General features: G+C 55.9%; 11 protein-coding genes. 1 reads left to right on the top strand and 10 read right to left on the bottom strand.

Translation table 11 applies throughout. The features are described from left to right. Positions 1-7: 7 nt before the first annotated feature. From DWB63_RS08740 to DWB63_RS08710, 7 genes are all read right to left on the bottom strand, one after another. Complete coding sequence (locus DWB63_RS08740) at positions 8-874, bottom strand: sugar ABC transporter substrate-binding protein (protein ID WP_206613150.1); 867 nt, start codon at positions 872-874, stop codon at positions 8-10. A gap of 473 nt (positions 875-1,347) precedes the next feature. Further along, the gene (locus DWB63_RS08735) at positions 1,348-3,510 is read right to left on the bottom strand and encodes an amino acid permease (protein WP_128328447.1); all 2,163 of its coding nucleotides are present in this window, start codon (positions 3,508-3,510) and stop codon (positions 1,348-1,350) included. A gap of 335 nt (positions 3,511-3,845) precedes the next feature. Further along, positions 3,846-4,850, bottom strand: coding sequence for an oligopeptide/dipeptide ABC transporter ATP-binding protein (locus tag DWB63_RS08730; protein WP_128328446.1), 1,005 nt, complete (start codon positions 4,848-4,850; stop codon positions 3,846-3,848). A 4-nt stretch (positions 4,851-4,854) separates the two neighbouring features. Then, positions 4,855-5,841, bottom strand: a complete 987-nt coding sequence (locus tag DWB63_RS08725; RefSeq protein ID WP_128328445.1) for an ABC transporter ATP-binding protein — start codon at positions 5,839-5,841, stop codon at positions 4,855-4,857. Continuing rightward, positions 5,838-6,725 (bottom strand): ABC transporter permease, encoded by an 888-nt coding sequence (locus DWB63_RS08720; protein ID WP_128328444.1) that lies wholly within the window; start codon positions 6,723-6,725, stop codon positions 5,838-5,840. Before DWB63_RS08720 ends, DWB63_RS08725 begins: the two co-directional genes overlap by 4 nt. A gap of 9 nt (positions 6,726-6,734) precedes the next feature. Continuing rightward, the gene (locus tag DWB63_RS08715; RefSeq protein WP_128328443.1) at positions 6,735-7,709 is read right to left on the bottom strand and encodes an ABC transporter permease; all 975 of its coding nucleotides are present in this window, start codon (positions 7,707-7,709) and stop codon (positions 6,735-6,737) included. A 77-nt stretch (positions 7,710-7,786) separates the two neighbouring features. Further along, positions 7,787-9,355 (bottom strand): ABC transporter substrate-binding protein, encoded by a 1,569-nt coding sequence (locus DWB63_RS08710; protein WP_128328442.1) that lies wholly within the window; start codon positions 9,353-9,355, stop codon positions 7,787-7,789. 176 nt (positions 9,356-9,531) lie between these two features. Here DWB63_RS08710 and DWB63_RS08705 point away from each other — a divergent pair, with 176 nt between their 5' ends. After that, on the top strand, positions 9,532-10,686 hold the full coding sequence (locus DWB63_RS08705) for a M20 family metallopeptidase (RefSeq protein ID WP_164879828.1): 1,155 nt from the start codon (positions 9,532-9,534) through the stop codon (positions 10,684-10,686). A gap of 187 nt (positions 10,687-10,873) precedes the next feature. Here the strand turns inward: DWB63_RS08705 and DWB63_RS08700 are convergent, their stop codons facing one another. The 3 genes from DWB63_RS08700 to aspT form a co-directional block, all read right to left on the bottom strand. Beyond that, the gene (locus tag DWB63_RS08700; RefSeq protein WP_128328440.1) at positions 10,874-11,335 is read right to left on the bottom strand and encodes a DUF6790 family protein; all 462 of its coding nucleotides are present in this window, start codon (positions 11,333-11,335) and stop codon (positions 10,874-10,876) included. Positions 11,336-11,492: 157 nt separating this feature from the next. Next, positions 11,493-13,061: a bifunctional aspartate transaminase/aspartate 4-decarboxylase gene (locus DWB63_RS08695; protein ID WP_128328439.1), complete on the bottom strand. Its 1,569-nt coding sequence runs from the start codon at positions 13,059-13,061 to the stop codon at positions 11,493-11,495. Between the two features lie 50 nt (positions 13,062-13,111). Further along, positions 13,112-14,797 (bottom strand): aspartate-alanine antiporter, encoded by a 1,686-nt coding sequence (gene aspT, locus DWB63_RS08690; RefSeq protein WP_206613149.1) that lies wholly within the window; start codon positions 14,795-14,797, stop codon positions 13,112-13,114. Between the last annotated feature and the right edge of the window lie 39 nt (positions 14,798-14,836).

Genomic DNA, 14,836 nt, shown 5'->3' with positions numbered 1-14,836 from the left:
CCATAGGCTAGAGGTCAGCCTTGGTCACGAGCTTGATGGGGGTCTTCTGCCAACCGGTCAGCTTTTCGCCGCCGAGAATCCTGAAACCGACCTTGATGGCGTTGGCAGCCATTTCAGGGCCGAACTGGTCGATGGTGGCGAGGCACTTGCCCTGCTTGATCAGTTCCTGAACAGCGCCGATGTTGTCGAAGCCGACGATCTGGATCTTGCCGGTCATACCGGCAGCGGCAATCGCCTTTTCAACACCCAGGACCATGGAGTCGTTGGCACACATCACGCCCTGAACGTCCGGGTGCATGGTGAGCAGGTTGGTCATCAGGGTATTGGCTTCCTCGGTCTCCCAATGGGCGGTGCGGGAAGTCAGGAGATTCATGTCGAACTTCTCCACGGAGCGCATGAAACCGGCTTTACGCTGCTTAGCATTGTCTGCACCGGGGTTGCCTTCGATGATGATGACCTTGGCGCCCTTGCCCAGGGTCTCGCCAAGGTAGTCGCCCACCATCTCGGCGCCGTCTGCATTGTCAGGACCGACGAAAAGGAAATCCTTGGGCAGACCGGCCTTCACCAGTGCTTCCTTATTCAGGGTGACGTCGAAGTTGACGACGGTGATGCCTGCGTCCACAGCTTTCTTGACAGGAATGGTCATGCCCACGGAATCAGCCGGAGCAACCACGATGAGGTCGACTTTTTGTGCGATGAAGTTTTCCATGGCACTGACCTGGGTGTCGATGTCGGTTTCGGAATTCATGCCGACAGGAATCAGGGTGAAGGTTCCGTCTTCCTTGGCAAACTTGCGCGCCCCCTCTTCCATGGTCTTGAAGAACTCATTGGCCAGGGATTTCATGACCAGGCCGACAACCGGTTTCTCAGCCATTGCAGGCGCGATTGCAACAGTGCAGACAAACGCCAGCGACATTACCGCAACAGTAAGTTTTTTAGTGAAATTCATCAGGTTACCTCCAAAGTAGTAATGAATGAATCCGATACAATCGTTTGCGCAATCGATTGCGCGAGTGTCCTCAACCCTACCTTTTGCGACAATTCTGTCAAGAAATTTATGTTTTTTTGGCCGCAAGAAATGGGCATTGCGGCCTACCCCGACTTCGTCATATTTTCATATGCCACAAAGTTTCAAACGATTGCCGCACGAGGCAGCCGCTCCATAATGGTCCCTATGGAATCATTTGAGATTGTGGACTCTCATCTGCTCAAGCGTGCAGTGACAAGGAGAAAGACGATGACAGCTGCCCTTCGGCGTCTGCTCGACGGAACACTGACCCGCTTGTCCTTTCCCGACAGGGTCGACTGCATACGAAAACGAATCCAAACAAAAGACCGTCCTGGCGATTACGACTCCACCGTCACATCTCCTGCGGAGGCGACAAGAATCGTGTCGCCCATGCCCTCGGTAAGCTCCCTGAGATGGTTGACGTATTCTTCCGGGCTGCCGGAAGGCCGGGGCATACTGCGGAGAGTCAACCCCTGCCGGCCGGAGCAGCACCCGGCAACGGACTCGTCCTCTTCAATGAAGCGAATGCTTGCTTTAACTCGTGCCATGCTCAGAATGGTGCGCATTTTCTCCGTCATGCCGTCCCTGTCCGTTTGCGGAGTGGCCGGAACAAGAAGCACCAGTTCATGGCGGCGCCACTCGTTGTTCTCGATAATGAGGTGTGCAAAGATCAGCATGAGCAGGCCGTCTTGCATCCCTTCCCACAGAATGTTGATATGGTCGCCTGTTGTTTCCCAGGATGCCGCATTCTGGTTCTGGCGGATGCAAACGATGTTCTTCTCCAGTGCCATGGCGTGGGTTATGGCGAGGATGTAATCACTGGGGTCGTCCTGCGCTTCTCGAAAACCTATCAGAAGCGTGTTCGGACGCAGGCCGCCAATCCCATGACACTGCAACAATGCCTTTATGCCATCCTCAAGCCCTTCATCAACGATTACGACTGGGAATGCCTCCAACTCTTCATCAGCAATGAATTTGCGCAAGAGCCTTTCCGCACTATCCCTTCGAACCATTTTGTCTTCAATATCCCCATAGAGTATCTGGGCAAGGGAAAGAATGCCTCTGCCTGCTGCAAGCCAGTGACCGAATTGCGAGAGATTGTTGCTCTTCCATGAACGAGTGGAGAGGGCAAGGATGATGGGCCGCCAATTTTTTGGATGGTACCGTTCATCTTCAAGCTTGAGCAGTGCCTTGCGAGCACGTTCAAGGGCCAAGCCGCTGGAAACGTCTCCCCACCTGGCCACTATCCCTGCCCGGCTGACAAACCAGAACAACAAGCCCATGCAGCCGATGGACACGACCGCCCAGAGTGCGTTTATGAGAAACATCACCCCCATGCAACTGACGCATCCGAGAAGCCCCGTGACCCAACTGTAGTAGCGGAAACTCGGACGGAAGCTTGGATTGCGCGAATAGGCTTCGTAAAAACAAGCGAGGTTGAGGGTTCCGTAAGTGAGCATGAAAAACATGGTGATGACGGGAGCTATACTGTTCAGGTTTCCAGCCATAATTGCCACTTGCGCTATGACGAATGTGGCTATGGTCGCGGTGCGCGGTTCTCCGCCGGAGGTTGCCGCAAAGGGTTTGAGCCAAGAAAAGACCTTGTCCTTGGCAAGCGACTGCAGAATGCGAGGCGCTCCCATCATACTGCCCAGAGCAGAGGAAAGGGTGGCGGAAAAAATGCCCAACGGAATGAGCGCCGGATACAGGGCGTTGCTGCGAATGATCATGGTGTCAGCAATAAGTGCCTGCTGAGTGTTGGCCCCTGCCAACAATAAAATCATGACAACATAGATTATTCCGGTAACCGTGATGGAGGAAAACGTGCCTGCCGGAATGGAGCGGGCCGGATCGCGTAAGTCGCCAGACATGTTGGCTCCCGCCATGATGCCGGTAACTGCCGGGAAGAACAGGGCGAACATGATGAAGAAACTGCCCTGCCCAGTATAGGCCGGAGTGGCGTTTGCCATGAGGGTTTCCACGGAGAACAGAGGAGCGGCGCCCAGAAAGAATGAGCCGATGGAGATAAGGAGAATGGCAAGAATACCGAATTGGAATTTGATGGTCCAGCCGGCACCTATGAAAACGAAAATGAACGAAATGACGTTGACGATGGTAGCGACCGTCACGAAAGAGAATGGAATATTGTTGAAGGTCGCCATGAATGCTTCGGTGAAGCCCACGACATACATGGACACGGAAATGGCTTGGGCGAGGAAGAAAAAGCAGCCGATGGCTGTACCGAATTCCACTCCCAGGCTGCGGCTGATCATGAAGTAGGCCCCACCGCCCTTGACCCGCGTGTTGGTGGAGATGGCGGAAAGGGAGATGGTGGTGAGCAGTGTTATGGTCTTGGCCGCAGCAAGGATGATGATGGCATTGATGAACCCCGACTGCCCGACCACGGTTCCAAGGCGAAGAAACATGATCACGCCGAGAATGGTCAGCGTGCAAGGGGTGAATACTCCTCCGAATGTGCCGAACTTGCTTTTGCTGCTCATGTCAGGGACCCTATATCATTGTTGAGTGTCTTTCTTGCGAACAGGCTTTGGAGTACTCTGTCCGTTGAATATTGGATTATTCCTCTCTCATATAATGAGTTCCGACTGTTGGATAGTGCTATCTGAACGTGATTCAAAGAACATGGTTTCGGTATCGCGGCAAAGAGGAACAACAGCCACTTGCCCACTGCCGGAGATATTCTCCATATGCAAGCAGCCCCGCAGTGAGCAGTTTCACTGTGGGGCTGTTTGCACGGACTGTTTCGACGGGGATATCAGCTTAAAAGCCTACCCTCCGCGTGCCGCTCGCAGGTTTAAAACCGAAAAAGGCACCCCTATTTTGAATCAAGATGGCAGCAGGCGAAACGTTCGGGGGCGATTTCCCGCAGCTTCGGCGCTTCCTGTTTGCAAATGTCCATGGCGTAGGAGCAACGCGGATGAAAATGGCAGCCGCCGGGCGGATCCAGCGGAGACGGAATCTCACCGATGAGCGGTGAAAAATCCACGCCTCGCTTGTCCAGTCTCGGCACCTCGTTGAGCAGTCCCTGCGTATACGGGTGGAAGGGAGAATCGAAAAGATCGTCCACACGCGCCGACTCCACGATACGGCCCAAATACATGACGGCAATGCGATCGGAGATATGCTCCACCACGCCGAGGTCATGGGAAATGAACAGGCAGGTCAGATTATGCTTTTCGCGCAAATCCATGAACAGGTTCAGGATCTGCGCCTGAATGGAGACATCGAGGGCGGCCACGGATTCGTCACAGACCAGACATTCCGGTTTGACTGCCATGGCGCGGGCAATACCGATTCGCTGCCGCTGGCCGCCGGAAAACTGGTGCGCATACCTATTCTTGTATTCCGGGTCCAGGCCGCACTGGTTCATGACGTCGTCCAGGTACGTGTCAAATTCCTTGGCTGTGGTCAGGCCATGATAGAGCGGGGCCTCGCCTATTATCTTGTTGACCCTCTTGCGCGGGTTGAGGGAGGCAAACGGGTCCTGGAATATCATCTGGACGTTGATGGCGTAATCGAGCTTCTCGGCAGTATTCATCTCGGCCACGTCCTGGCCCTTGTAGAACAACTTGCCTGAAGACTGCGGCAGGATACCGCATATCATGCGCCCCAGAGTCGATTTGCCACAGCCGGACTCGCCGACCAGGCCGAGCACCTCGCCCGGCATGACGTATAAATCGACGTCATCAACGGCCTGCACCCGCTCGTCGCTGATATTGGCTCCCATGGAACGGGCGATCCTGCTGGCAAAATCCAGCTTCTTTTCAAATATCCGGCTGATACCTTCGCAACGGATGAAAGGGGTCGTGGTTTCACTCATATACTTATCCGTTCTTCATATGTGATTGTTCGCCCGGATGAAAACAGCAGATCTTGCGGCCGTCTTCCATCACGATCACCGGCGGCACTTCAAGGCATTCATCCGTGGTTCGGGGACAGCGCATCCTGAACGGACACCCTTCGGGCAGGTTTATCATGGACGGCGTGGTGCCGGGAATCTGGTACAGCCTTCCGCCGCGCTTGTTCCGGCCGGGGACCGAGCCGATAAGCCCCTCGGTATAGGGGTGCAGCGGACGGTCGAGCACATCCTGCACCGGCCCCTCCTCGATGATGGTGCCCGCGTACATGACGGCAACGCGATGGGCCAATCCGGCGATGACTGTCAGGTCATGGGTGATCCACATGAGGGCCATGTCGGTCTTGCGGCAGAGCTTCTGCATCTCCGAGAGGATCTGTGCCTGGATGGTGACGTCCAGCGCCGTGGTCGGCTCGTCCGCAATGATCAGATCCGGGTTGTTGAGCAGCCCGGTAGCAATGGCCACGCGCTGGCGCATGCCGCCGGAAAACTGGTGCGGGTAGGCCTTGATGCGCTCTTCTGGTGATGGGATGCCCACCAGGGCCAAAGCCTCGATGGAACGGCGAAGCGCCTCGGCTTTGGAGACCTTTTCATGAGCCCGTATGGCCTCGATCATCTGCGTATCGATGCGCAGGACCGGGTTGAGGGTCATCATGGGGTCCTGAAATATCATGGCGACTTCGTTGCCGCGGAAGGACCGCCACTGGGCTTCGGACTGGCCGACCAGCTCCCGCCCTTTGAACTTGATGGAACCGCCTGCTATTTTGCCAGGTCGATCCACAAGGCCCATGATGGAAAAGCCGGTCACGGATTTGCCGCTGCCGGATTCGCCGACGATGCCGATGACCTCTCCCTTGTTGATGGTGAGGGATATGCCGTTGACCGCCTTGACCACACCGGCCCGAGTGTAGAAATAGGTCCGGAGATCTTGTATGTCGAGCAGTGGAGCAGTCATCGTTTCATCCTCGGGTTCAACACGTCACGAAGCCTGTCCCCGACCAGGTTGATGCAGACGATCAAGATAAGCAAAGCCACGCCGGGGTAAACGCTGATCCAGTAGTAGCCGGACTGGAGAAACTTGAAACCATTTGCGATAAGCAGCCCCAGGGACGGCTTGGTTATGGGCATTCCCAGGCCAAGAAACGACAGCGTCGCTTCCAGGGCAATGGCACCCGCCACCTTGACCGTGGAAATGACAATGAGTTCGGGCATACAGTTGGGCAATACATGCCCGAACATGATGCGCCTTTGCGGCAGGGCCAAACATTTCGCAGCTTCCACATATTCCTTGTTTCTTTCCACCAGCACGTTGCTGCGAATGGCGCGGGCATAGTAAGCCCACTGGACGATGACCAGGGCGAGGACGATCTTGTCGATCCCCTTGCCCAGGATTGCCAACAGGATAAGCGCCACGAGAATGGCCGGGAAGCTTAACTGCAAATCGACCGTTCGCATGATGAAGGAATCGATCTTACCTCCCTTGTATGCCGCCCAAAGACCGATGATGGAGCCGATGATGAGTGCTATGATGGTGGAAACGACACCCACGCCGAGGCTGATGCGCAAGCCGTACAGGATGGAGCTGAGCATGTCGCGCCCCTGACTGTCGGTGCCAAGCACGTAGGTAATGGATTCATCCATGGACTTTGTTCCCGGAGTGAGCTTGGAGTCCATGACATCGATAGTCATCAGGTCATAGGGATTCTGTGGCGAAATGTACGGAGCAAGAAGGGCCACGGCAATGATTGCCACCAATGCGACCAGGCCGAGGGCGGCCACACGGCTCTCGAAGTATTGCTTGACCGCGAGCCAGAACAGGGATTCCAGTTTTACTGTCATGATTCCCTCCTAGCGCTGGTCGCCCAGGCGAACCCGGGGGTCTAGGATCGAGTACATGACATCCACGATCAGATTGATGAAAATGAACATGGTCACCGTGATCAAAAGATAGGCAACGATGATCGGCCGGTCGAGCACGCCGATGGAGTCAATGACCAGCTTGCCCATGCCGGGCCATGCAAAGATCGTCTCGGTAACAACCGCAAAGGCGATGAGGTTGCCCAACTCCATGCCAAGCACGGTAATGACCGGGATCATGATATTCTTCATGACATGCACCCCGATGATGCGGGTATTGGACAGCCCCTTGGCACGGGCAAATTTCACGTAATCCATCTGCAGGTTTTCCTGCACACCGGCGCGGGTCAGGCGGATGGCGAGCGAAGTCTTGAACAGGGCGAGGTTCGTGGCCGGAAGGATCAGATAGGACAGCCCCTTCCAGGTCAGAAAACTCAGATGCATGCCGAGAAATTCCGTGGTCTCGCCCCGTCCCCCTGACGGCAGCCAGTTGAGTTGCACCGAGAATATGATGATGAGCATCAGCCCTACCCAGAATGTGGGTAGCGAGAAGCCGAGGATGGAAAACCGCATGATGTTGCGACCGATCCAGTTATCGTGCTGGATACCGGCGACCAAGCCCAGGGGAATGCCGACGAATATGGCCATGACCATGGCGGTGAAAGCAAGCTCAAGGGTGGCCGGAAGGCGGTCAAGGATGATCTTGAGGGCAGGTTCGTTGTAGACGAACGAATTGCCGAAGTTGCCATGCAGGGCTCCCTTGAGAAAAATGAAATATTGTTCCCATAGAGGCAGGTCCAGGCCCAGCTCCTTGACGGCGCGGGCATATTCTGCCGGGGAAGCGTCAGGCGCAATCAGGATGTCGATGGGATTGCCGATGTAGAAGACGCCGACAAAGACCAGAACCGACATGACCAACAGCACAATGACGCTTTGCGTAATTCTGCGGATGAGAAAAGCGAGCATCTATATCCTTCAATATTCTGAGGAAAAGGAGGGAGCGCGACGACCGCGCCCCCTCATGTTAACAATCGGTGCGGAACCTACTCTCCCTGGATCTCATAGGGCAGGGTGTAACCATCGGTACGACCGTGGTAGGAGAGGCCCTTCTTGGTGCCCCAAACGTTGACCTGATAGTGAATGGGCACGATGCCGACGTCGCCCATGCCGATTTCAACGGCTTCGATAAGCAGCTTGTTGTGCTTTTCCATATCAACGGTGACCAGGGCCTCTTCCATCTTCTGGTCAACCACGGGGTTGGAGTAACGGCCCCGGTTGGAAGCGCCGTAGCCCTTTTCCTTGTCGTAGGTGTGCAGCAGGGAGCCGATGCAGTTGGAGTGCTCACCCGTGTCAGTGGCCCAACCAACGAGCATCAGGGAGAATTCCAGGGCGGAAGCCTTACCGAAGTACACGGCCTTGGGCATGGTGTTGACTTCGGTCTTGATGCCCACCTTGGTCAGCATCTGGGCGATGGCCTGGGCAATGTCGCCGTCGTTGACGTAACGGTCATTGGGACCGTGGATGGTGATCCTGAATCCGTCGGGGTACCCGGCTTCGGCCAGGAGAGCCTTGGCACCGGCGGGATCGTACTTCTCGGGCTTCAGGTTCGGAGAGGTGCCTTCGTATCCGTCGGGCAGCATCTGCGCAGCGGGAATGGCCAGACCGTCCATGATCCGGGAGGCAATGGCTTCCCGGTTGATGGCCTTGGAAATGGCCTTGCGAACGCGCACGTCCTTCATGGGATTCTTGATCTTGTTGCCGTCATTGTCGGTGACCATGGGGGTGTCGTCACGATCGGAGTCGAGATGCAGGTAGATGAGGCGAGTGGAGGAAGACTTGGACAGGGTCACGCCTTCAGCCTTTTCCAGGTGCTTCATGTCTGCGGGGGGAACAAAGTTGATCAGGTCGACATCGCCGGATTTGAGGGCGGCGACCCGGGTGCCGTCATTGGAGATGGGACGGACGATAATCTTTTCCCAAGGCAGTTTCTTGCCCCAGTAGTTCTCGTTGCGCTCGTAGACGATCTTGTCGCCGCGCGCCCATTCGACCAGCTTGTAGGGGCCGGTGCCGATGGCCGCTTTGCCGGAGTTGAAATCTTCAGTGGTCATGCCTTCGGCAGCCTTCTTGGAGACTATGTTGAAAGCGGCGAAGTTGCGCGGCATGAGCGGAGACGGCTTTTCGGAATGTACCCTGATGGTGTGGGGATCGATGATCTCCACCTCGGTGATGGCGGAAACAGCGAAAGTGAAAGAAGACGGGCTGTTCGGGACATTGGGGATACGCTCAATGGTGAACTTCACATCTTCGGCGGTGAAGGGAGAGCCGTCATGAAATGTAACGCCCTTGCGCAACTTGAATTCCCAGGTGGTGTCATTGACGGGCGTCCACGATTCGGCCAGACCCGGCTCCAATTTCTGGCGATAGTCCTGATTAACAAGCCGATCAAAGATGAAAAGAGAGTTCTCGTTGTTGCTGGTGACGTTGTGGAAATGCGGATCAAGAGAGGTGGGCTCCCCCTTGAGGCCAAGGGTCAGATCCCTGGCCATCGCAAAGGATGCGCCAAGCATCAGACTTGCCATGACGACAAAACTGATCAACAATTTCTTTTTCATGATTATCTCCTTGTTGTTTTTCAAAAAATGACTCAAAAAAATGCCATAAATTCACTTTAAACGCAATGACTATAGGTTTTTCTCTCCTCAGCTTGATTTTTTTGAATTTAATTTTGCCAACTGGCAATTTATAAATACAAATGCTGTTCACATTCATAAAGACCAGGGAGCAAGACATGATCGACACCATAAATTCATACCTGACCGCACACGAATCAGAGATGTTCGACCTGCTGGAACAGTTGGTCAATATCAATAGTTACTCCGCGAATCCGGAGGGCGTGAACCGGGTCGTGGACGTCCTTGAAGAGGTCATGCACGGCATGGGCTTCACTACGCGCCGCCTGTCCAACGACTTCACCGGCGACAACCTCGTTGCCGAAAACCAGGCCCGCATCGCACGCGGCGGTGGCCCCTTGCTCGTGGGCCACATGGATACGGTCTTCGCGCCCGAAATGGGATTTGACACCTTCCGGCGGGACGCCGACAAGGTTTTCGGCCCCGGCGTCACGGACATGAAAGGCGGGCTGGTCATCGGCATTTTCGCGGCAAAGGCGTTGGCCGCTGCGGGCCAGGAGCACCTGCCCCTGGGATTCTTCTTCAATGCGGACGAAGAAATCGGGTCACCCCATTCCCGCAACCTGATCGTTGAAGAAGCAAGGAAAAGCGACTTTTGCTTTGTCATGGAAGGCTCCGGCATGGGCGGCGAGGTCGTTACCGGGCGCAAGGGGCGCATCGTTTACGACCTCACGGTCACCGGCCAAGCGGCTCACGCCGGCCACTGCTCGTTCCCCAAGCCCAGCGCCATCGTGGAGATCGCCCACAAGATCACAGCCCTTGAGGCCCTGAACGACCCCGACGAAGGAACCTCCCTGAACATCGGCCTCATAGAAGGCGGCGCAAATCCCAATACCGTGGCCGCCAAGGCAACGGTCCGCGGCGAAACCCGTTTCCTCAACACGGACAAGGGCGATGCCGTGTGGGCCAGAATCATGGACATCGCCGCCACCTCGACCGTGGAAGGAACTTCCGGGCATATCGAAATCCTGACCAACCGCCCCCCCATGGTCACCAACGAAACGATCCTGGGCCTCTATTCCATCGTCGAAGCATCGGCCAAGGAAATCGGCATGGACGTCAAGGCGGTTTTCCGAGGCGGCGGCTCGGACGCCAACACGGTGTCACAGGCCGGTATTCCGGTTGTTGACGGCATGGGACCATCGGGAGCCAAGTTTCACACTCCCGATGAATACATGCTTTCCGACTCCATGGTGAAACAGGCGCTGCTCACCGCCGTCAGTGCGGTGAATGCCTGCAAAGAATACAAATGATCCCCTGCGGCGCCAGGTGAAGATAACAATTCCAGACGGCTGCGAATTCATCATAGCGATTTCACAAGACACGTTGCAATAGACCATAGGATCAATTGCGATTCCTGATTTCAGAAAGCACGAAGCCCCCACAGTGATTCATGTCACCATGGGGCCTTCTTGTTTAATTCGGGCCAAATGCGCTTCGCTAACAGGCCAGAAAAAGCGCCCACAGCACCATTGGCGCCAAGATATCCGCAAAAAAGACCGGACCGGCATTCCCCGGATGGGTATTGCGCCGCTTCCTGATGTCTTTCACATGCACAGAGAATGCCCCGCCCAGGAATATCGAGGCAAAGACCATGGTCGCCAGCCAGAATCCGTACCGCCAGGCCATGCCCTGTAGCACGAAGCTCAGGACACCGCAGATACCCAAGGCAAGGTTGGCAAAGGCTATTTCCTTTTGAAACGGACTTCCGGAAGGCCATCCGATGTACTCTGCCACTTCGTCAGACTTGAAATAGTGCCCCATGAAAGCCCAGATCCCGCCCAAGCCGACCTTGACGCCCAACAGCCATGCCAGCAGCGTATTTGCAACGGGTGAGCCGAAAACAAGGATATGGATGACGGCACCGGCAACCCCTGCAACAGCCAGGTAGATGACATACATGGTTCTTTCCTGTTCAGTTAAGAATGGTGGTGTTCGTAGAAAGGGTGCCTCAGATACCTTTGATCAAACCCCATCATGAAGAAGCTCTCCACCAAGGATGCGCACGAGCCAACTGACCCAGGCCAGTTGGCTCATACTCATGGGCCGACACGAACACTTATTTAGTGCAGAACTTCTGAAAAAGCTCGTCCAGCACCTTCCGGGTCATTTTGCCGATGGCCTCGTATTGCCACTCCGCGAGGTTGGCCAGGGAGACCCGCGCTGACGGATGGGAGTCGTCAAAACCGTTGCCGGGCAACATGACCACGCCGCATTCCTTGGCAATGGTAAAGAGGAAGTCGATATCCTCCTTGTTGGACAACACCCACTCGCCGAACTCGTCGGTATAGAAATGCGCGCCCAGGAGCTGTAAATCCAGCAGGGTATAGTAGTTCACCGCATTTTCATCGCCCTGGGGCTCCACGCCGATGCTGCTCATCAGCCGGGCGTAACGCCTGCGGATCAACGTCTTGGTGGCGCACTTGTATTCGTCATGGGAATCGATGAGGGAGAACAGGGCAAACAACGCCATCTGAAGCTGCTGCGGGAGCGACAGGCCAGAGGTATGGTTCAGGGCCACGGCACGAGAGTCGGCCACCAGACGATCAATGAACTTCAACCCGGGGACGTCCTTGGTCAAAGAGCTGTACCTGTCAGCCAGAATGGCCTTGTCCGCATCGCCCAAGGCGCGCAATTTGTCGTCAAAAACGTTCTTCCCGGCAAGGGCGATGGCTCCGAGCCTCCAGCCGGTCGCGCCGAAATACTTGGAAAACGAATACACCAACAAGGTGTTGGCAGGGATCATGGCCGCCAGGGAAAGGAAGTCGTCGGCAAAGGTTCCATAGACGTCGTCGGTGATGACCATCAGGTCCTGCCGCTTTGTCCTGACCAGTTCGGCAATGGATTCCAGGACAGAGGTGCTCATCTTGACCGAGGGCGGATTGGAGGGATTGACGACATAGAGCACCTTGATGGCCGGGTCTTCAAGCTGCTTGATGGATTTCGCGCTGAGCTGCCAGCCCATATCCTCCTCGACCTCAAGCGTGACCACGTCCAGCCCGTACTCGGGAAGCACCGGGATTTCCAGATACGGGGTGAAGATCGGGGTGACGATGGCCACCTTGTCCTTGGCGTGCAGCAGTCGATTGTGCTTCAGGGACTGGAAGATATAGGTCATGGCCGCAGTGCCGCCTTCCGTGGCGAACACGTCGAACTCGTTCAATGCGGTTTTTCCGGCATACATTTCTTTAACAAAGTATTCACGCACCACTTTTTCCATTGAACGCAGCATCCTCGGAGGCACCGGATAATTGCATCCCAGGTAGGCCTCGCAGAATTCGAAGACGACTTCATCGAGATCCATACCCAACTGATCCGTCATGTAGGAAAAGGAGGCCCGTAAAAACAGGGTGCCAGGCAACCCCTTGTTCCGTATCAGGTATTCATTGAAACGTGCACCTATATCCTTTTTCACGCTGGAGCCGCCGAATCCGCCATACAGGTAGGCGTAGGACCTGCCCGACTCCTCCAGGGCGAATTCACCCATGCGGATGAAGGCCTGCCGGGGATAGATGGCAAGGAAGTTCGGGTTGCCGCGCCCGGCATTGAGCATCATGTGGTTGTCGGATTTTTCGGCAAACTCGATCAATTGATCCTTCAGTTCGAATGGGCTAAGTTCTGGACTCATTGTCTTCTCCTGGCGGTTGGCATTTTAATGTGCACACATGTCAAAAAGGACTAACTCAACACGGCCACGATGACCGGCCCCCAAAGGGTGAGCAGTATGTTGGCTAGGGCGTAGGTGACGGTGAAGGCGCTCACCGGCGTGGCATTCCCGGTCTTGTCCAGCAACGCCGAAAAAGCGGGATTGGCGCTGCGGCTGCCCGCGACCACACCCATCGCGACAACCGGGTTCTTGATCTTCAATACATAGTAGTTGAATGCGAACCCCAGGACTTGCGGAATGATGGCCACCCCCGCTCCCAGATAGATGAGCGTGACGCCGTGCTCCTTGATCGTGGTCAGAGCGGCCTCGCCCGCGTTCAGGCCGACCACGCCCACAAACACTGCCAGCCCGAAAGTCTGGAGAAAGGAAATCGCTCCGGTATCCACTCCGCCGAACCTGGGATGCCTGGTTCGCATATATCCGAACAGCAGCCCGGAAACCAGGCAGCCGAGGCCGCTGCCAAGGCTGACTTGAGCGGAACCGACGTGGAACGAATACAGCCCGAGGAGATAGCCGACCACCATTCCCAGGCCGAAGGTCATGAATTCCGTGGCGTGCAGGGAAGGCGATTTGTAACCGACAAGCTTCTCGATCCTGTCGAGATCACGCTTGGAGCCGGTCAGGGTAAGTTCGTCGCCGGTATGGATCTCGGTCTTGGGCAACAGGGGCATGGAGTGGCCCATGCGGGCGAGTGCCGTAAAGAAGACGCCGTACCGTTTGCCTTCGCCTGCGTGATGCACCTCATCCAGAGTGCGCCCATGCAATTTCTTGTTGGTAACAACTATCTTTCTGGATTCTTCCACGATGTTGAAGAGTTCATCTTCGTCTTCATGTTCTTCGCCGATGGATTCAGCGCACTTCTCCAACGTGGAAGACAATCCCGTGACCATCACCAGGTCGTCCGGCTGGAACCCCAGTGCATCGTCAACGGGCACGTCCTCCTGCTGGCGTAGGACGGCTTCCACCCGCAACGAACCGGCATACAGGTCCTCCAGGAAATTGCGCCCGTGGCCGACTATGGCCGCTGCGGCCGACACCCTGTAGACCCTGGACCCGACACGCGCCAAGGGCGTGTACTCCCCTTCGCCCAGCTCCCGGCCGCCTCCGCCCAGCTTTTGCGCCAGCTTGACGGCCTCCTGCCTCAGGTCCCACTTGTAAAGCATCGGAAACACGACCGTGATCATCAGGATGGGGCCAAGCGAACCGATAATGTAGGTGACTGAATAACCTACGGCTATGTCCACTTTCAGGCTGTCGGTCGTTGCCTTGGCCTGGCCGAGAAGGTCTATGGCACTTCCCGCCGTACCGATGATGGCGGATTGCGTCAGCCCGCCGGCGGCAAGCCCCGCAGCCAGGCCCACGCCCAGGTTGCACAGCTTGGCAAAAAACAGCACCGTGATCAGCCCGGTCACCGTCATGACAATGGCCGCAACGACCTGGGCCAGCGTTGAGCGGTTGATCGAACTGAAAAACTCCGGCCCCCCACTGTATCCCACGGCATAGATGAAGAGCGCAAAAAAGATGCTCTTGACGCTGTCGTCCACCTGGATTCCGATTTGGCCGATGATCACGGCAGCGATCAATGTCCCGGCAATGCCGCCCAACTGGAATTTGCCGACCTTGAATTTGCCGATGAAGTAGCCAAAAGCCAACGCGAGAAAAAGCGCCATAAAAGGGTTCGCCCTGAGTACTTCCATTGATTGCTCCATGATTTAAGGGAGATTAGTGTGTTTTAT

This window comes from Pseudodesulfovibrio sp. S3, assembly GCF_004025585.1.
GTDB lineage: Bacteria > Desulfobacterota > Desulfovibrionia > Desulfovibrionales > Desulfovibrionaceae > Pseudodesulfovibrio.
The sequence above is the reverse complement of the archived record's forward strand: the minus strand, read 5'-3'. Positions and strand labels throughout refer to the sequence as shown.